16 protein-coding genes and 1 pseudogene are annotated in these 17,853 nt (G+C 48.6%); 13 read left to right on the forward strand and 4 right to left on the reverse strand.

From position 1 onward, the window contains the following. Window positions 1–136 precede the first annotated feature (136 nt). Genes BGX12_RS02415 through BGX12_RS02425 form a run of 3 tightly spaced genes read left to right on the forward strand, consistent with a single transcriptional unit; the run spans window position 137 to window position 3,862 of the window. Entirely contained in the window at window positions 137–1,684 is a 1,548-nt protein-coding gene (locus BGX12_RS02415) for a FecR family protein (protein WP_109734501.1), read from the forward strand. A 25-nt stretch (window positions 1,685–1,709) separates the two neighbouring features. Continuing rightward, window positions 1,710–2,675, forward strand: coding sequence for a DUF6175 family protein (locus BGX12_RS02420; RefSeq protein ID WP_109734502.1), 966 nt, complete (start codon window positions 1,710–1,712; stop codon window positions 2,673–2,675). Beyond that, the gene (locus BGX12_RS02425; RefSeq protein ID WP_109734503.1) at window positions 2,675–3,862 is read left to right on the forward strand and encodes a hypothetical protein; all 1,188 of its coding nucleotides are present in this window, start codon (window positions 2,675–2,677) and stop codon (window positions 3,860–3,862) included. Before BGX12_RS02420 ends, BGX12_RS02425 begins: the two co-directional genes overlap by 1 nt. Before the next feature lie 85 nt (window positions 3,863–3,947). On the opposite strand, the gene BGX12_RS02430 is transcribed toward BGX12_RS02425, so the two are convergent. From BGX12_RS02430 to BGX12_RS02445, 4 genes and pseudogenes are all read right to left on the reverse strand, one after another. Next, on the reverse strand, window positions 3,948–6,221 hold the full coding sequence (locus BGX12_RS02430) for an aconitate hydratase (protein ID WP_109734504.1): 2,274 nt from the start codon (window positions 6,219–6,221) through the stop codon (window positions 3,948–3,950). 108 nt (window positions 6,222–6,329) lie between these two features. Beyond that, the gene (locus BGX12_RS02435) at window positions 6,330–6,956 is read right to left on the reverse strand and encodes a hypothetical protein (RefSeq protein WP_109734505.1); all 627 of its coding nucleotides are present in this window, start codon (window positions 6,954–6,956) and stop codon (window positions 6,330–6,332) included. A gap of 99 nt (window positions 6,957–7,055) precedes the next feature. Beyond that, a pseudogene (locus BGX12_RS02440) lies at window positions 7,056–7,370 on the reverse strand (aconitate hydratase); the annotation flags it as partial. Window positions 7,371–7,467: 97 nt separating this feature from the next. Then, the gene (locus tag BGX12_RS02445; RefSeq protein ID WP_109734506.1) at window positions 7,468–8,658 is read right to left on the reverse strand and encodes a hypothetical protein; all 1,191 of its coding nucleotides are present in this window, start codon (window positions 8,656–8,658) and stop codon (window positions 7,468–7,470) included. Between the two features lie 86 nt (window positions 8,659–8,744). On the opposite strand from BGX12_RS02445, the gene BGX12_RS02450 reads away from it, so the two are divergent. From BGX12_RS02450 to BGX12_RS02495, 10 genes are all read left to right on the forward strand, one after another. Then, entirely contained in the window at window positions 8,745–11,252 is a 2,508-nt protein-coding gene (locus tag BGX12_RS02450) for an ATP-dependent helicase (protein ID WP_109734507.1), read from the forward strand. A gap of 82 nt (window positions 11,253–11,334) precedes the next feature. Then, window positions 11,335–11,622: an Asp-tRNA(Asn)/Glu-tRNA(Gln) amidotransferase subunit GatC gene (gene gatC, locus BGX12_RS02455; protein WP_109734508.1), complete on the forward strand. Its 288-nt coding sequence runs from the start codon at window positions 11,335–11,337 to the stop codon at window positions 11,620–11,622. A 34-nt stretch (window positions 11,623–11,656) separates the two neighbouring features. Beyond that, entirely contained in the window at window positions 11,657–12,397 is a 741-nt protein-coding gene (locus BGX12_RS02460; RefSeq protein ID WP_109734509.1) for a 3-deoxy-manno-octulosonate cytidylyltransferase, read from the forward strand. Further along, window positions 12,384–12,845: a helix-hairpin-helix domain-containing protein gene (locus BGX12_RS02465; RefSeq protein WP_109734510.1), complete on the forward strand. Its 462-nt coding sequence runs from the start codon at window positions 12,384–12,386 to the stop codon at window positions 12,843–12,845. The genes BGX12_RS02460 and BGX12_RS02465 overlap by 14 nt, the downstream gene beginning before the upstream one ends. 39 nt (window positions 12,846–12,884) lie before the next feature. After that, window positions 12,885–13,799 carry a type IV pilus biogenesis protein PilM gene (pilM, locus tag BGX12_RS02470; protein WP_109734511.1) on the forward strand — a complete coding sequence of 305 codons (915 nt, stop codon included), beginning with the start codon at window positions 12,885–12,887 and terminating at the stop codon, window positions 13,797–13,799. Further along, window positions 13,796–14,812: a hypothetical protein gene (locus BGX12_RS02475; RefSeq protein WP_109734512.1), complete on the forward strand. Its 1,017-nt coding sequence runs from the start codon at window positions 13,796–13,798 to the stop codon at window positions 14,810–14,812. Before pilM ends, BGX12_RS02475 begins: the two co-directional genes overlap by 4 nt. A gap of 12 nt (window positions 14,813–14,824) precedes the next feature. Beyond that, window positions 14,825–15,379, forward strand: a complete 555-nt coding sequence (gene rsmD, locus BGX12_RS02480; protein WP_109734513.1) for a 16S rRNA (guanine(966)-N(2))-methyltransferase RsmD — start codon at window positions 14,825–14,827, stop codon at window positions 15,377–15,379. A 3-nt stretch (window positions 15,380–15,382) separates the two neighbouring features. Beyond that, window positions 15,383–15,910 carry a pantetheine-phosphate adenylyltransferase gene (coaD, locus tag BGX12_RS02485; RefSeq protein WP_109734514.1) on the forward strand — a complete coding sequence of 176 codons (528 nt, stop codon included), beginning with the start codon at window positions 15,383–15,385 and terminating at the stop codon, window positions 15,908–15,910. 6 nt (window positions 15,911–15,916) lie between these two features. Then, complete coding sequence (locus BGX12_RS02490) at window positions 15,917–16,816, forward strand: rhomboid family intramembrane serine protease (protein ID WP_109734515.1); 900 nt, start codon at window positions 15,917–15,919, stop codon at window positions 16,814–16,816. Next, window positions 16,816–17,778: an adenosine kinase gene (locus BGX12_RS02495; protein ID WP_109734516.1), complete on the forward strand. Its 963-nt coding sequence runs from the start codon at window positions 16,816–16,818 to the stop codon at window positions 17,776–17,778. The genes BGX12_RS02490 and BGX12_RS02495 overlap by 1 nt, the downstream gene beginning before the upstream one ends. Window positions 17,779–17,853: the final 75 nt, after the last annotated feature.

Below are 17,853 nucleotides of genomic sequence, written 5' to 3' on the forward strand. Positions count from 1 at the left end.
GAACAATCGGCCGAGAAAACGACTTGGATTTCTCACCCCATTAGAGTATATTTCTAGGCAAGTTAAACAAATTTACTTGGCGACTTAAATTCGCCTTTTGTCTATATTTCCCAAAGAATTGCTATATGGAGCCTCTATGAAACTTTTGCTGACTTGTCTTGCTACTGCATCTTTATTGCTCGTTGCGTGCAACGAAGAAAAGTCTGCAGAAGGTACAAAAGCGCCACAGCTGGATGTTCAGAAGAATACGATGGAAGTTAAGGCTGAACCTCAGCCTGCCGATGACGTGCTGGAAGACGCTTCTGACCTGAAGTCTTTGCTTGTCATGAAGGTTCGCCGTAAGATTGGTGAAGTTTTCGTCCTGAAAAAAGGAATCGGTGATGCGTGGAAGAATGTTCGTTCCGGTCAGAAGATGGTTGAGGATGACCGTGTACGTACGGAAGTTGAATCTGAAGTAGTACTTGCTTCTATGGATGGCTCTGTATTGCAGATTGACGAAAAATCCGATGTTACCCTGAAAGTTGCGGATGATGAAAAAAGTGGGAAAGTATTTTGGATCAATATAAATGGTGGTAAGGTTTATTTTGATATCCAGAAACAAAAAAGTGCCATGTATAAGTTCAAGACGGGTACAGCGGTTGCCGCAATTCGTGGTACTGCGGGATTCGTTGGAAATGTAAAGGGGAACACGGTGGCTTCCTTGAAGGAAGGTAAGGTGGATGTGACTAATGCGTCTGGTAAAACCAGCCGTATTGTCCAGAAGCAGACGATCCTTGTGGATGAAAAGGGTAAAACCAGGATGCTCAATCTTGCATCCTCTGGTACTCAGCATTTGTCTAAAGCGATAGATTCCCTCGCTCAGGAAGACCCTGGCAAGGTTGAGTCTGTGGATGTCCTGGAGAAGTCCTTGAAAACATTTGATGTTTCCTATGCAAAGCGTCAGAAGGCCTTCGATAAGAATCTTAAGTTTAATACGGAACAGATCAGTTCCAGAATCTATGTTCCTTCTGTGACTTTGACGGCCCGTGTCACTCCTGGGGTTATCGTTTCTGTGTGGGGTGAATCGGATACGGTAGGTGCAAACGGAATCTACTCCAAAACCTTTACCTGGGCGGATGACGCTTATGGTACAAAGCGCTTCCTGGCAAGTTGCGGTGATGGCTCCGTGGAACTTCCTTGCTACATGTGGGTGACCGAATACGTTTCTGTTGAACCGAGTGCTGTAGCAGAAGACTCTGCAAAGTCCGAAGTGGAAAATGGTCCCGCCAAGAAGATGAACCTTTCTGTAAAGTTGGGGGCGCGTACGGAAAAAGTCCATTTGGATTTGCCGGCAACTTCCTTAAATTCCAACTTGAAGATTAGTCTTGCTGGTATTTCTACCGGTGACCTGGATAATCTTAAGTCCATTGAAGTTCGTCGTGGTGGCAAGATTGTGGAAACCATTGGTGAAAGTGATTTGACGTCCTTGACGTACGAAGTTCCTATTGAAATCGAACGAAATAAGATTGCTGATTTTGAAGTCGTCGTTTCTGCGAAGGATGGAAAGAAATACCGTGCCAAGAAAACCTATGAGGTCTATTGCCTGGTGTCGAACCATCCAGGTGGAAAGGCTCGAAATTCTGTGGTCCCCCAGGACCAGGAATACGAACGCTTGAAGCAAAGCGGTGGCTTGTCTAAGGAATAAAATTTTTAAGAGGGAATAGGTTATAATGATGAATAAAATTCTAGCTTCTTTCGCCCTGGTAGGCGGTTTTATGCTGGTATCCTGCGCAGATACTCCCAAGAAACAGGATAACGATGCTGTTCGTGAACGAGCCAAGACCGCTTATGCAGAAATCAAGTATGAAGAGGAGGGAGTGCAGAAGGCTGATGTGAAGGATACAGAGTCCGCTCCTACGATTCAGATTTCTAACGCCAAGTTTAAGACCATTCCCACCGTTCTTGTTGCACCGGCCCTTACAGGCAAGATGAACGCAAGTATCGACGTGGTTCGCAAAAATCCTCTGGCAAAGACTGCCATGGAAGTGATTAACGCTTACCTTACGAATCGAGACTATAAGGTGGTTAGCCTTGAAAGTCAGGCTCAGCTGGACGAAGTAGTGGACTTGCAGTCTTCCATTGCTGGTAACGATGAAGACTTGGCTTATGTGGCGGGCCTATCCGTGGGTGCTGATATCAATATCACTTATTCTGGTTCCATTCAGGAAAATGATATTGTTATTGACTTGAATGCTAGCGAAGCCTCTACGGCAAATCTTCTGGCTAGTGAATCCGTCCGTATGAAGAACGATGGTAGTGAATCCCAGAGAGTCCTGGTCCAGAAATGCATGCAGCAGGCTATTGTGGGTCTTGAGAATAAGGTCCGTGAAAAGCTTGCAGCCCAGCTGGATCAAGGGGTGCAATATAAGGTGGTTGCCCATCTGACTGGCGAATTTACGGACGATCAGGCGGAAGAAATTTCCAACATGGTTTCTTCCCAGATTCGTAAGAAGTTCAGCAAGATGCAGGTGATTTCCATGAGCCGAAACACCTACGATTTGATGTTGACCGTGGATCCTGCCCAGTATGAAGACGCCCAGATGGTTTATTCAGTTTTTTATGAAGACCTGAAGGACCTTGCTAAGGTTCGTAAGCAGAACATTACTAAGAAATTGATTATTCTGGAAATTCAGTAATGAATAAGATGAAGAAATTTTTGACAGCAGTAATGCTTGCGCCTGTGATTTCGATGGCCGCTAATGTGGTTTCTTATACAGCGACCTCTACGGTATCTCAGAAGGATGCGGATAAGAAAGCCATGGAAGGCGTTGCCATGCAGATCAGTTCTTCTGTAAAAGCGTCCATGGAATCCGTGAAGACGGAAGACAGGGATGGTAATGTCCAGTCTACATTCACCAGCAAAAAAACGGTGGAAAGTAATGTCCTGCTGAAGGGGGCTAAGATTAAGGTTGGTCCGAAACAGAAGGGTGCTTATACATCCACGGTTTCTGTGGATTTGGACCAGCTTTCTTCTGCAATTTTGCTGGATCTAACCAAATTACAGAAAGAGATGAAATCCAAGGATTCCATTATACGCCTGGATATGTTGGACCGAGATTATCGCAAGATGTCTGGCGACATGATTCAGTTGGAAAAGCTGGTGGATTCCTATAGTTTGCAGTTGGAAAATCTTTCCTTTATTCAACCGGTGGAGAAGGAATTTCTGTTGGAGTCTACCTTAGGGGAACTTACGGAATTTCTCATGTCCTCTATGCAAACCATTTCCATGGAAACTGATTTGACCAGCGAAGCCTTGGTGGTGACGGTCAAGGATTTTGCTGGACCTATTGTGAATTTCCCGATTATCCTGACGCAGGACAAGAAAGATCTTGTAACGGAAAAAACCAATGCAGAAGGTGAAGCTGTTTTCTCGCTGAAGGATGTGATGAAGAAGAAGCCTAGCGGCGAAGTGACTGTCCATCCGGATATGAACTTCAAGTTTGTACGTCAGTCGGCCTTGATTACTAAGACGGTTAGTTATCAATCAGAAAAGAAGGGCTGCAAGTACAACTTCAGCTGCCTAGGTGAAGTTGCCGAATGTGGGGCTATGCAGCGGTTCCTGGGGGATGCAGGCTTGAACGTTTCATCCGAGTACGGCTTGCCTGGGTTGGATGCTGTATTGTCTTTCTCTGACAAGGCTAATTCGGCAAAGACTCTCTATACGTCTAGAGGAACGATTACCCTTAGATATGGTTCAACTGAATTGGTGGAACAGACTCAAGGTGTGGGCAAGGATCCGGAATCCGCCCATATTAAGGCTATCACAAAGCTTCCTGCAACAAAGATTCTAAACACCTTCGCAACGAAAGACTGCAGTAAATAGGTCCGCTTGGATACGAAAAAAATCCTGGGTTTTCGCCCAGGACTTTTTTTATGGGTAACCGCGGCCTTTCCACCGCAGCTTCCGATTACTTGTTGTTGAGCTTAATCAAGTTCAGGGCGGAACCGGCCTTGAACCATGCCCACTGCTGATCGTTGTAGGTGTGGTTCAAAGTGATATTGTCGACGGAGCCGTCCTTGTGGTGGGCTACCAGAGTGAAGGGCTTGCCCGGAGCAAAGGCGGTGAGACCCTGGATGTCGAACACATCCTGTTCCTGAATCTTGTCGTAATCGGCAGGATTTGCGAAGGTGAGGGCCAGCATACCCTGCTTCTTCAGGTTGGTTTCGTGAATACGGGCGAAGCTCTTCACGATCACGGCCTTGACGCCCAGGAAGCGGGGTTCCATGGCAGCGTGTTCGCGGCTGGAGCCTTCACCGTAGTTTTCGTCACCGATCACGATGGAGCCTGTGCCCTTGGCCTTGTAAACCTTGGCCAGTTCCGGAACTTCCTTGTATTCGCCACACTGGCAGAGAACCTTGTTGGTTTCGCCATTGAATGCGTTCACGGCACCGATGAGCATGTTGTTGGAAATGTTTTCCAGATGACCGCGGTAGTTGAGCCACGGACCAGCCATGGAGATATGGTCGGTGGTGCACTTGCCCTTGGCCTTGATCAGGATGGGGGCACCGGCGATGTCCTTGCCGTCCCATGCGGCAAAGGGTGCCAGAACCTGGAGGCGCTTGCTTTCGGGGTTGATGCTCACGGTAATGGAGGAACCGTCTTCTGCAGGAGCCTGGAAACCGGCGTCCTTCACGTCGAAGCCCTTAGGCGGCAGTTCGCACTGTTCAGGAGGATCCAGCTTAACAGCCTTGCCTTCCATGTTCACGAGAGTGTCGGTCATGGGGTTGAAACGAATGTCGCCAGAGAGGGCTGCAATCACAGCCATCAACGGAGAGGCGACGAAAGCGTGGGTGTTGGGGTTGCCATCGGCGCGCTTTGCAAAGTTACGGTTGAAGGAGTGAACGATGGTGTTCAGTTCCTTCTTGTCGGCTCCTGCACGGTCCCAACGGCCAATGCAAGGACCGCAGGCGTTGGTCATGATGGTTGCGCCAAACTGCTTGAACAGGTCGATGAGACCGTCGCGTTCTGCAGTGTAGCGGACCTGTTCGGAACCCGGGTTGATGATCAGCGGGCACTTGGGGGTAAGACCCTTGGCCAGAGCCTGCTTGATCATGCTTGCTGCCATGAACAAATCTTCGTAGCTGGAGTTGGTGCAGGAACCGATGAGGGCTGCGGAAACAACAGGAGTGGATTCCGGCTTAGCTTCAGTTGCCTTGATGGATTCTGCCATGTCGGTAACGGCAAATGCGCGGTCCGGGCTGAAGGGACCATTGTAATGGGGAACGAGGGTGGAAAGGTCGATTTCCACAACGCGGTCGAAGTACTTTTCCGGTTCGGCTTCAACTTCCGGGTCTGCCTGGAGGTAAGAAGCGATCTTGTCGGCGGCTTCGGCAACTTCTGCACGGCCGGTAACCTTGAGGTAACGGCTCATGGAATCATCGTAGCTGAAGGTAGAGCAGGTGGCACCCACTTCTGCACCCATGTTGGCGATGGTAGCCTTGCCGGTAGCGGAGAGGCTACGTGCGCCTTCGCCGAAGTATTCAATAATAGCGTTGGTGCCGCCCTTAACGGTGAGGATGCCAGCTAGCTTCAGGATGATGTCCTTAGCGGTTGCAAAGCCCTGGAGCTTACCGGTGAGCTTCACACCGATCATCTTCGGGTACTTCAATTCCCAGGGGAGGCCAACCATGGCGTCCACAGCGTCAGCACCGCCAACACCGATAGCCAGCATGCCGAGACCGCCTGCGTTCACTGTGTGGGAGTCGGTACCGATCATCATACCACCCGGGAAGGCGTAGTTTTCGAGAACCACCTGGTGAATAATGCCTGCGCCCGGAAGCCAGCAGTCAATGCCGTACTTTGCGGAAACGGACTGGAGGAAGTCGTACACTTCCTTACTGTCGGACTTTGCCTTGGGAAGGTCAATTTCCACACCTTCCTTGGCGATGATCAAGTGGTCGCAATGTACAGAACTTGGAACAGCGACCTTGGATTTTCCAGCAGTTGTAAACTGGAGGAGTGCCATCTGGGCGGTTGCGTCCTGCATGGCAACGCGGTCCGGGTTAAATTCGGCAAAATCAGTACCACGAACATACTGCTTGGATTCTGCACCGTCGATCAAATGGGTGTAGAGAATCTTTTCTGCAAGGGTGAGGGGGCGGCCAAGGAGCTTGCGGGCGCCGTCAACGCGGGCTGGCATCTTGGCATAGACCTTCTGGATCATGTCGAAATTGAAAAGCATAGTTACCTCGTTAAATTTTAACGGTCTAAATTTAGAAAAATCAAAAAATCGGTTGGATTTCTCCAACCGATTATATTGCAAAATTTGTGCCAAGAATTGAAGTGAAAGCTAGTTGCAGTTATCCGGGATATCCAGGGTGTAGGAACCGTCTGCTTTGAAAAGGGTGTCGGGGACGCAAGATGGCTCCTCGAAAGCGTCGTTGCCGGCGGGTACTTCGTAGTCAAGGTCTTTTTGCTTACATTTCTTGATAGCCTGTTCCTTTGTCCTCGCGATTGCGATAGAATCGGACACTGTATATGAACCGAATGCGACTTCTTTGATGTAATCATCTTCGCAAACCACGTACGCACCATTGGCTGTATCAGCGCTTTGGGTCATTTGGTTACACATGTCTTCCATGGTCATTTTTGTATAAGGTTCCATGCCGACGAAAACAGTTACTGTGATGCTGTCGTTTTTGATGAGGTTGCGGTATATGGCCTTGATTTCAAATCCTGATTGAAATTCAATGGAGGATTCAATGACTTCATTTCCTTTTTCATAAACGGAACATTGGAATCCATTGATGGAATCGCCTTTGGCAACTGAATAAATTTCACTTCCGTAACCTGCAGGATTGTTAGCCCAGCGCTCGGGGAAAACGCCGCTGGTTTCATCGGCATCGGTGCCGCTGGAACAGGCGTTGATTAATGCGATGGCGAATGCGCTAACCCAAATAAACTTTGACTTGATCATAGTCAAATAAACCTCCTAATTTCTGTATGCAAAAAAAATAGAAAAAAAAAGTCCTGCGATTGGATATGCGGGACTTTTTAATCAATATTTGTTTGCGATTTCTACACCTTCCTTGGCGATAATCAAGTGGTCGCAATGTATAGAACTTGGAACAGCGACCTTGGATTTTCCAGCAGTTGTAAACTGGAGAAGTGCCATCTGGGCGGTTGCGTCCTGCATGGCCACACGGTCCGGATGGAATTCGGCAAAATCCGTACCGCGAACGTACTGCTTGCTTTCTGCACCGTTGATCAAGTGGGTGTAGAGAATCTTTTCTGCAAGGGTGAGGGGGCGGCCAAGAAGCTTGCGGGCACCGTCAACGCGGGCCGGCATCTTGGCATAGACCTTCTGGATCATGTCGAAATTAAAAAGCATAGTTACCTCTGTTTGTTTTTAACGAACCAAAAATAAAAAATCGGCCGGGAAAATCCGTCCGATTGTTTGCAAAATTTATGCCAAGAAGGGTATTGTTTTACGGAATAACTGGGGTGAAAGTAATTCCTGTAATCTGATGGCTCTGGATTTCTCCATAGCAGCAGGGGAATTCTTGATTGACAATGGGGCTCGCGTCCTTAGAGGTGACAGGATCCAGGGTTATAGTCACCTGGATGGTATAATCCTTGCCTATTTCAGCATTGCTGCAAGTAGCTCTTGTGGTAATGGGCTTATCGCTCTTGCCGATCAAGATGCTGTAATTGCATTCTTTCTCTGCTTCGGGATCGTCATTGTGAGCGAGAGCCATATCCTGAATCTTACCGTAGAAATCAAGAGTGATGGTCTCTCCACAGGATGCTTCCTCACGGGATTTCTGGGTGGGAGTCATCAAGTAGATAGAGGACGTGCAGCTAATGCGTTTGATTTTCACATCAGGTTGGAACAGCTGGAGAATTCTAAAGTTTTCCATTACAGCGGGAGTGCAACCGTCGGAGACTTTTTGAATATCCTTGGGAGTATTGTTCTCGTCGAAGGATAAGGCGCCGCAGAAGGAATCGCTAAGTTCCTTTATCTGGAATTCGTCAATGGAACCATTTTCTGTCTGGATGGAAACATTTAGTGTTCCTCCATTTCCTTCTTCGCAACAACAGTCGGAACAGCCCATATTGTCTAGGGATGTTTGGTAGTAGGGCGTAAGCTTGGTGCCGGTAATGGTTCCTTCCATGCTGGAGAATTTCTGTGCACTTTCATTCACTACAATTTTATTTCCGGTAGTGTCCTGAAGGCATGTAACCTTGGCGATATCCATAGAACTGGAAACCTTAAACTGGAATTCCGTTGCTCTTTCTGGAAGGGTCGCCATGATGGCTCCCGCGTATTCTGCAGAGGAATCCTGCTGGTCCGTTACGTTAGCGGTCCACCAAAAGTTTCCACGCGTGAATTCATTGGCTCTAGATGTCAATTTCTTGAATTCGTCTACAGTAGGGAGGCGGTAGCCGCTGGGACATGCACTGACTGCATCAACCCAGGTGTAATGATTCGCTACGACTTCGTTAATTTCCTTGACGGAGTCAACCAGTGTAATCAGGCGTGCTGTTGATAGGTAATCTACTGCACTCTCCTTTACTGCACCCGAAGTTTTTTCGGGAGCCTTGTCCTTGGAGGACTTGTCCCCACAGCCCAAAAGAGCGATCAGGGTTGCGAGCGTGACGAAACTTAGCTTTTTCATGCGTTACTCCACTCAAAAAACTTTTTCGTAGTATAATGCCAAACTATTTAAAATATAACAAGATTAGTTTTTCTATCTTCTTAATCATGGCTAATATTGTAGATGGAAGTGTTCTTGATAGAGAGTTGAATGCGGAACAGGCCGCTGCCGCAAAGAAAATCGATGGCCCCATGCTGATTTTGGCTGGCGCAGGTTCGGGAAAGACCCGTGCCATTACCTATAAGATTGCCCACATAGTCTCTTGCCATCATGTGGAGTCTGACCGGATTCTTGCAGTGACCTTTACCAATAAGGCCGCCCGCGAAATGAAGGATCGTATCCAGAAGTTGCTGGATTGCAGGATGAACTTTAGCTGGATGGGGACGTTCCACTCTGTCTGCCTTAAGTTGCTGAAACTCTGCCTTTCCAAGGAATCCGTGGTTGCAGCCATGTCCGATTCCAGTGGCAAATGGTTTGACGGCAATTTCTCCATCTATGACGATGACGACCAAAAACGTATCCTCAAGGAAATCATGAAGGCGGATAATGAAAATGTGGAAGCCTCCGACATCAAGAAGGTTCATTCCGCCATTTCCCGCTATAAGAATACCGTCCTTTACAAGGGAGGCGTTGCGACCCTGCAGACTCCCGAAGTGGCGAAGAACCGTGCGGATTATCCTGACGAAGAGCTGCGTGCCAAGTATTATGGTTTGTACCAGAAGAAATTGAGAGAATCCAATGCCATGGATTTTGACGATCTTCTGTTCAATACGGTTCTCCTGTTGCAGCGTCTTCCCAAACTTGCCGAACAGTTGTCGACGCGCTTCCAGTATGTAGTGGTGGATGAATACCAGGATACGAACGATGTTCAGTACGAATTGCTGAAGCTCTTGATTAACGAGCAGCGTAACGTGACTGTAGTGGGGGATGACGACCAGAGTATTTATGGTTGGCGAGGCGCCAATATCAAGATTATCCGCAATTTCCACCAGGACTTTGCACCTGTGACTGTGGTTAAGTTGGAAAGGAACTACCGTTCTACGTCCAACATTGTCCAGGGAGCTGGTTCCGTCATTGCCCATAATATCCGTCCTGAGGGCATGGAGAAAGTGGTGTTCTCCAAGGAAGAAGCTGGAGAACTGATTCATGTCTGTAACTTTATGGACGATCGTGGCGAAGCCTCTGCCATTGCGGATACCATCGCCAAGGCTGGGCCTGATTTCTACTCCAGGACGGCTGTATTCTACCGCACCAATGCACAGTCCCGTGCTCTTGAAAAAGCCCTGAACGATCGTCGTATTCCGTCCGTGATTTTCGGGGGAACCCGCTTCTGGGACCGTAAGGAAATCAAGGATGTCCTGGCTTACTTGCGTCTTCTTTCCAATGATCGCGATGATGCCGCTTTCCTTCGAGTCATTAATACACCGCCTAGAGCCATCGGTAAGACGACTGTCGAAAATATCCTGGAAAAGGAGCGCCTGGGGGAAGGCTCCTTCTGGGAGAATCTCCTGGAAGAGGCAAATGGCCTTGGACGCTCGGCGCCCAAGCTCCGCGGCTTTACGGATTTGATCCTTACCTGGAAGGACTTGATTATGGCTGGTGAAACTCCGCTGCCTATTCTTGCGGAACGGATCATCAATGATATTGGTTATAAGGAGTTCCTCCGCAAGGAAGATGAAATTACTGCCGATGAACGTATCGGCAACCTGGACGAAATGGTGAACGCCATCCGCGAATTTGACGAAGACCATCCTGGCGCTACCCTGGAAGCCTTCCTTCAGGATATTTCCCTCCTAACTGATGGAGACAAGAAGGTGGATACATCCAAGGGGCTGGTGCCCCTGATGACGATTCACATGGCCAAGGGCTTGGAATTTAACACAGTCCATATTGCTGGATGTGACGAGGAAATTTTCCCGTTAGTCCGAGGCGGCATGATGATGTCTTCTCAGGAACAGAATGAGCAGATGGAAGAAGAACGCCGACTGTTCTACGTAGGCTGTACCCGTGCGGAAAAGGTCCTTTACCTGTATCATGCAGAACGTCGATTCTTCCAGGGGAATATCCGCCCCTTCGCACCGTCCAGATTCCTGAAGGAATTGGATCCTTCTGTAGTGGATGTTCATGATCGTAGAGATGGTTTTGGTGGCGGTTTTGATGACTTCAATCAGGATTACCCTCGCCAGGGAGGCTTCTCTAGGCCTATGCGTCCTAGCTTCCCGTCGTCTTCGTCTTTCCCGAAGCGACCTGCTTCTCCCAGCGGGTCTTTCTCAAGGTCCAGTGGCTTCGGCGGTGGCAATGGATTTAATAACGGCTTTGGTCGACCGGCTCCTGTACCTCCCTCCATCAGGAAGAACGACCGTCGCATTGTGTTCAAGAATCCGGTGACGGTCCCCAATCCGGCAGCAAAACCCTCCGGTCCTCGCGTTGTATTCGATGAATTCAGCGAGAATCCTTTCCAGAACGGAGTGAAGGTTCGTCACGTAAAGTATGGTGTCGGTACGGTGATGAACTGTTACGGTACTGGGGATAATGCCCGTGTGGATGTTGTTTTCGGGGATAATGTAACCCGTACGATCGTCCTGAAGTACGCAGCCCTGCAAATTGTGAAATAGCCTTATTTTGCAAACTGTTGTTGACATGGGTCGGACTTATTTTTGCTAGATTAAGACCGTAAAGAAATGAAAAAGAGGCTTTATGCTCGAAAATAGTGAAGTTTTGAAATTGGCTAAGCTGTCTCGTCTCAGCGTTTCTGAAGAAGAAATTCCGGCTCTCAAGGGCCATCTGGACAAGATGCTCGCTCATCTGGATGCCCTCAAGGCTCTGGATCTCTCTCATGTGGAACCGATGACCGCTGTTGAGAACGGCGCTACCATTCTTCGTGAAGATGTTCCCATGCAGGGTTTTTCTCTAGATCAGGCTTTTGCTAACGCCCCGGCAGTGGAAAACGACCACTTTGCCATTCCTAAGGTTATTGGCGGCTAGTCTTTCTGGCCTGCTGTAGCCTTTTCGGAGTCCTATGGCTGTACATTGTATCGTTCCTGCCCGTATGGGTTCTTCCCGGTATCCCGGGAAGCCTTTGGTGAAGATTGCTGGCAAGGAAATGATTATCCGCACTATGGAGAGAGCTCTCCTGGCGGAATGTTTTGATCGCATTATCTGTGCTACCGACGACGACCGTATTGCGGAAGTCGTTTCTAATGCTGGTTTTGAATTCATCCTGACTGGTCCTGCAAGTACGGGGTCGGATCGTGTGGCTGATGCCGCCCGAGCTCTGGGATTGGACCTGGTGGTCAATCTCCAGGGGGACGAACCGTTGGTAGAGCCTTCGGTTCTTTCGGATGTTGCTCTTGAACTGGAACGCCATCCGGACTGCTGGGTGACGGTAGCTTGCCCTCTGAATCCTGCCGAAGCCATGGTAAAGACCGTGGTGAAGGTCCGTGTGGATGGCCACATTGCGGTTGACTTTACCCGTGAAGTCCCTCCGGCTGAAGTTTCCCGATGGTTCCAGCACCAGGGAATTTACGCCTATTCCCGACTTGCCCGTGAGGAGTTTGCTTCCCTTCCGCAGAGTCCCGTAGAACTGGAGCGGTCTCTGGAGCAAATGCGCATTCTGGGGAAACGTCCCATTCGTATCGTCCAGAGTCCCTACGCTTCTGTTTCAGTAGATGTTCCTGGCGATGTTTCCGCTGTGGAATCTTTAATACATTCGGTTACTCCCTTCCGTATTGAACCGGGAGTAGCCCATGAACGGCCCTGAGAAAAAAGTTGTCTACCTGGCGTTCTGCCTGTTTGTCGTGGGGGTGGTTGTTCGCGTCCTTCCTTGGGGCTTGCCGTCCATAGATTCTTTCCAGATCGAGGATGTTGCGAATAAATTAATTGCTCCTGTAGGGGATTCGGTTCCTCCTGCATGGAACGAAACTCCATCCGAAGGTTTCGTTTCTTTCGAAAAATCCCATAAGGATTCATCAAAAGTCGAAAAAAAAGAACGGAAAAAGAAGAAAAAGGTGCAGTTACCCCTGCATATAAATACGGCCTCTGTGGATGATTTGTGCGCTCTAAATGGGGTTGGACCGAAGCTTGCCGAAAAGATTGTGGCACAAAGAGAGGCGAAAGGACCCTTTAAAAACCCTACAGACTTGAAAAAAGTGCCTGGAATTGGGAATAAAAAGCTGGAGGCTATACTACCTGGGGTGATTTTTGATTAGTTTTGTAAAGTAAAATTTTAATCATAAGTCGTTGAGTATATGAGTGATACGAAATTATACCTAGGTATTGAAGTTGCAGACGCTTCTCTGAAGGTAGCCCTTTTGGATGGTACGGAACGTCGCGTTCTGAAGACTGCCATTCTGGAAACCGAAACCAGCCCGCTGGTGGACGTCTACGCTTTCGAAGTGGTGCTTCAGGAATGGATGAAGTTTATCAACGTGGAAAACGTTGATGCAGTTTCTGTTTCCATCCCTGCGTTCCGCTCTATTATCCGTCAGGTTTTTGTTCCCGCCGAGGCTTCCAAGAATCTGGATGACTACTTGAAGTGGTACGTTTCCCTCATAACCAACGCCGATGATGGTGTTTACGTCATTGATTATCAAATCATGAAGGGCGATGACTCCCTGGGCTATACGGTGATGCTGATTGCGGTACGTCGTGAATGGGTGGACAATCTCCGCAAGGGCTTCCGCAATAAGTCCCTGACTCCGAAATCTTTGGATGTAGATGTCCTGTCCTTGATGAACCTGATGGACTTTGCAGAACAGGTTTCTGAACTGGGATGCGTGGTTAAGGCCGACTATGCCGGTGTTACCATGGTGTGGCTTACGAAGGATAATCTCCAGGCCATGCGTTGCGTGTCCACGTTGAACCTGGTGAACAAGTCCAAGGAAGAAGCTTACCAGATACTTGCCGATGGCATTGCCGAACAGATTCGTCTTGCTAAGGAAGAAAATTCAGCAATTGACACCAAGATGGTGAACCTCTGCGGTGAAATGGCTAGCGATCTTTCCTTTGTGGAAACCCTTCGCCAGAAGCTCAGCGATTGCCAGCTGGTGATGTTGGATTCCTTCTCTAACCTTCGACTGCCGGTGGAAGCTGAAGATGCTGCTGCCGTACTGTGCTGTTCCGGTGCAATCGGTGCAGCCCTTAATGTGATGGAGGGTGTATGATCCATTTGAATTTGATCGACGCCGCTGAACGTCTTTCTACTGTTGAAACTGTATCTCCGGTTCATGTTACCAGTGTTGCGGAACTGAACAAGAGAGGCCGTAAGAAGGCAATGACCTTTGCTGTTGCCGCCCTGTTTGCCGTGGTTGGTTTCAGCTGCTTCCTGAGTGTGAATGGGGTTCCTGATCCTCTGCAGGGACTTTTCCCCGCAGCCTACCTGGATTTGATTGGCGCTGAAGACCCGACTTTGACCGAAGTTCGTAGTCAGACTGGCTTGCGGACTTCTGCTGGCGGTTCGCTGGAAGCGATGGCTGCAAATGCTGCTGCCTATGCTCGTCAGCGTGAATCCATGACTGCAAAGCAGATTGTTGGTGAAATCAATCCCAAGGCTCTGTATGATAACAAGAAGCGTACGGACTACAATTCCTACCTGCCCTTGGAAAAGGTGTCTTACCAGAAGGCTTCCTTCGGTCAGTTTATCGCTTTCCTGAATACAGCTACTCCGGATGACATTGGGTTCTCCGACTGTATTTATAAGGCTCCGAACTTCTTCTACGTCCGTGGCGTTGCTGTGAAGCCGCCTTCCCAGCGCGCTTTCCTGGATCGCATGAAGGCTGTTAGCTCCAACTTCAAGACACCTTCTCTTCCGGAAAACGCTCCTGCTACCGACATTACTGCTTACGGTCAGTATAACGTGAACAACGTAAAGCTGAACACCGTCACCCAGTTTGTTCCTAGTGCGGAAGTTGCTAATGAAGTGAAGAACTTGAAGACCATGGCATCTTCCGTGAAGGTTCAGCTGGCTGGCTTTGAAAAGCCTGTCATTGAAGACTTTGGCGTGTATAAGCGCTATACTTTCAATGTGACTTCCGGTGCTGATTTTAGCGATCTCCAGGCATTCTTTGCTGCCTATACGGCTTCTGCCGCTCGCGTAGGTATCCAGCAGATCGAAATGAAGTACGCAAAGAAGGATATTCAGTCCTCTATGCGCTTCGAAATGTACGTCGTTCCCTAGTAGATCATCAAGATGCCTATTCGAATTACCGGAGGCACCTTGAGGGGACGTAACGTCCCTTCGCCTGATACATCCAAGACTAGGCCTACAGCGTCCCGCACCCGCGAGGCCCTGTTCAATATTTTGCAGGGTGTAGAAGGTTTCCGCATGCTGGACCTATTCTGCGGGACCGGCATTATGGGAATCGAAGCGATTAGCCGTGGTGCTGCTTCTGTTACTGCAGTGGAAATGTCAAAGGTTCAGGCCAAACTTGTCCAGCAGGCCTACTCTTCCTTGAAACTGGATAGTCAAGTTAATTTGTTGGTAACAAGTGCGCTGACTTTATCCAAGGACGTCCTTTGTAAGGATGAAGGCTTTGACCTGATTTATGCGGATCCTCCTTTTAAGGATATGGAATATCCGGATCTTCGCCCCTTCTGGGACTGGCTCAATCCGGGCGGAGTCGCTGTGTTTGAAGCTCCCAGCAAGAATTTACCTGCATGGGCCAAGGAAGCCGAAGCCAACGATCTTTTGCAGATTAGGAAGTATGGCGAATCCTCCTTGCTTCTGTACCGCAAAACTTTGTAATTTATGGCTGTGAAATCCGAAAAGAAAATAGCTGTTTTTGCTGGATCCTTCGATCCTTTTACCGTTGGTCACTTGGACCTGGTTACCCGCGGTTCCAAACTGTTTGATGAACTTTGGGTTCTCGTGGCGGTGAATACGTCCAAGAAATATATGCTTTCCATGGAATCCCGTGTAGCGCTGATTCGGAAAGCCTGTACTGGAATCAAGAACGTCAAGGTTGCCCTGTTTGAGGGCCTTACGGTGGATTTCATGAAAAGTGTGGGTGCAACGGTTCTTCTTCGCGGTGTCCGTAATGGTTCCGATATGGATTATGAACTTTCCGTGGATTGGAACAACAAGTTGCTTTATCCAGAGTGCGAGACTGTTTATCTGTCTTCCTCCAGGGATCACCTGATGGTAAGTAGTTCTGTTGTTCGCGAGCTTTTGAAGTGTGGCCTGGCGGAATCTGCCGATGGACGGAAAAAATTGAAGCCCTATGTGCCAGCCTGTATTTTGAATGACCTGGTAAATGAATTCAAGAAGAACAAGTAGCTGTTTATGAGACCTTTTAAGTTTTTACCGAAGTGCCTTCGTGTTCTGTTGATTGCCAATGCCGTTGTTTTTGGCATTGCCTTTGTTGTGGGTGGAATCCTTGGGTTGCATCTGAATATTCCCGGTGTGGGTTACGGCAATGTCCGTGATATTATTGCTCACTTTGGCGCCTTCTGGCCTACGGATCCCCTGCAGGTTTGGCGCTATGTGACTTATATGTTTGTCCATGTGGATTTCTGGCATTTCCTGTTTAATATGCTGATGCTATGGATGTTCGGATCCGAAGTTGCGGACATGATGGGCTCCAAGCATTTTACGGGAATGTATTTCTTCTGCGGTATTTTTGCTGCCATTTTCAGCCTGATCATGTGTGTCCTTGGCTTGACCTACAATCCGATCATTGGTGCTAGTGGCGCCTTGATGGGAATTTTTGTAGCCTACTACAAATTTTTCCCCAACCGAATGCTACTCATGTTCTTCTTTTTCCCCATGCGTATTAAGTATGCCATGTGGTTCATGGTGGCGATTGACGTTCTTATGGCTCCTTCCGGCGATGGAGTTGCCCATTTGGCTCATCTGGGCGGTGTCGTGGGTGGCTTTATCTATATGCGCCTTTATGAGGGTGGCTTTGGTGGCTTGCTGTCCAAGGTGGAACGCGCGGCAAAGAATGCCCGCGGTCCCAAGTTCAAGATGAATGATGGTGGCCAGGCTTATGGCAATACTCGTTCTTCTCGTCATTCCGACGAACCGATTGAAGGCGAAGTCTTCGATATGGATGAAGATAAACGTATGGACGAAATTTTGAAAAAGGTGAACCGTGAAGGAATCAATTCCCTTACGGATTCAGAACGTCAGTTCCTGCTGCGTGCTGGTGAGCGAATCCGCCGTCGTCGCGGAGGCATGTAATGAAGAAAATTCTTGGTGTGGGCGCTGCCCTCGTTGATATTCTTGCAAACGTCAGTGACGAATGGATGGAAGCCCAGGGTGTACAGAAAGGCGGCATGAATGCTGTTGACTGGCCCCAGATGGAAAAATTTCTGAGCAGCCTGAAAAAGTCTATACGCGTTCCTGGCGGATCCACTTGCAATACAATGGTTGGTATTGCCAAACTGGGTGGAAATGCGTCCTTCATTAGTAAAGTGGGGGATGATGAACTAGGTCGCCTGTTTAAGGAACATCTGAAAAATTCTGGTGTGGAATCCCGCATGGGAATTTCGGATGTTGCGACTGGCTGCGTATTTTCTGCAGTGACTCCCGATGCCCAACGTTCCATGTGGACCTATCTTGGGGCGTCCAGTAACTTGGGCGAGGCGGATTTTTCCAAGACCCTTTATGAAGGCGTAGACTTGGTCTTCGTTGAAGGTTATAACGCATTTAACACCGAATGCTTCAAGAAGTCCCTGGAACTTGCTCATGAGATGGGAATTGAAACGGCTTTGGATTTCAGTTCCTTTGGGGTGGTGGATGCATGCCGCAAGACTTTTGATGAACTGTTCGAAAAGAAGATGATTGATATCATCATCGCGAATGAAGATGAGGCTTATGCCTATGCTGGCGTGAGGGAAGAGGCTGCTCTTGATGTTCTTGCCAAGAAGGCCAAGGTGGCTGTGGTAAAGATTGGCAAGCGTGGCGCCTTGATCGCTAAGGATGGCAAGATAACTCGTGTTCAGGCGGGCTCCGCTAAGGCTATTGACACAACGGGTGCAGGCGACTTGTGGGCGTCGGGCTTTATCTATGGCTATATGAACGGCTGGGATATGGAACGTGCAGGTAACTTAGGCAGTATCGTTTCCAATGAAGTTGTTCAAGTGATGGGTGCTCAAATTCCCGAAGACGGCTGGCAGCGCATTTTGGCTGCTCGTAGTTAATAATTACTCAAAATTAGACCTACTACGGCGTAATCACAAAAAGTCGGTTAGCAAAACCGGCTTTTTTATTATATC

The sequence above is a fragment of the Fibrobacter sp. UWR4 genome, from assembly GCF_003149045.1.
In the GTDB taxonomy this organism is placed as follows: domain Bacteria; phylum Fibrobacterota; class Fibrobacteria; order Fibrobacterales; family Fibrobacteraceae; genus Fibrobacter.

Excerpts from the sequence above, each read along its gene's own strand:
- BGX12_RS02415 (WP_109734501.1), top strand. The coding sequence starts at position 137 with ATGAAACTTTTGCTGACTTGTCTTGCTACTGCATCTTTATTGCTCGTT.
- BGX12_RS02420 (WP_109734502.1), top strand. The coding sequence starts at position 1,710 with ATGATGAATAAAATTCTAGCTTCTTTCGCCCTGGTAGGCGGTTTTATG.
- BGX12_RS02425 (WP_109734503.1), top strand. The coding sequence starts at position 2,675 with ATGAATAAGATGAAGAAATTTTTGACAGCAGTAATGCTTGCGCCTGTG.
- BGX12_RS02430 (WP_109734504.1), bottom strand. The coding sequence starts at position 6,221 with ATGCTTTTCAATTTCGACATGATCCAGAAGGTCTATGCCAAGATGCCA.
- BGX12_RS02435 (WP_109734505.1), bottom strand. The coding sequence starts at position 6,956 with ATGATCAAGTCAAAGTTTATTTGGGTTAGCGCATTCGCCATCGCATTA.
- BGX12_RS02445 (WP_109734506.1), bottom strand. The coding sequence starts at position 8,658 with ATGAAAAAGCTAAGTTTCGTCACGCTCGCAACCCTGATCGCTCTTTTG.
- BGX12_RS02450 (WP_109734507.1), top strand. The coding sequence starts at position 8,745 with ATGGCTAATATTGTAGATGGAAGTGTTCTTGATAGAGAGTTGAATGCG.
- gatC (WP_109734508.1), top strand. The coding sequence starts at position 11,335 with ATGCTCGAAAATAGTGAAGTTTTGAAATTGGCTAAGCTGTCTCGTCTC.
- BGX12_RS02460 (WP_109734509.1), top strand. The coding sequence starts at position 11,657 with ATGGCTGTACATTGTATCGTTCCTGCCCGTATGGGTTCTTCCCGGTAT.
- BGX12_RS02465 (WP_109734510.1), top strand. The coding sequence starts at position 12,384 with ATGAACGGCCCTGAGAAAAAAGTTGTCTACCTGGCGTTCTGCCTGTTT.
- pilM (WP_109734511.1), top strand. The coding sequence starts at position 12,885 with ATGAGTGATACGAAATTATACCTAGGTATTGAAGTTGCAGACGCTTCT.
- BGX12_RS02475 (WP_109734512.1), top strand. The coding sequence starts at position 13,796 with ATGATCCATTTGAATTTGATCGACGCCGCTGAACGTCTTTCTACTGTT.
- rsmD (WP_109734513.1), top strand. The coding sequence starts at position 14,825 with ATGCCTATTCGAATTACCGGAGGCACCTTGAGGGGACGTAACGTCCCT.
- coaD (WP_109734514.1), top strand. The coding sequence starts at position 15,383 with ATGGCTGTGAAATCCGAAAAGAAAATAGCTGTTTTTGCTGGATCCTTC.
- BGX12_RS02490 (WP_109734515.1), top strand. The coding sequence starts at position 15,917 with ATGAGACCTTTTAAGTTTTTACCGAAGTGCCTTCGTGTTCTGTTGATT.
- BGX12_RS02495 (WP_109734516.1), top strand. The coding sequence starts at position 16,816 with ATGAAGAAAATTCTTGGTGTGGGCGCTGCCCTCGTTGATATTCTTGCA.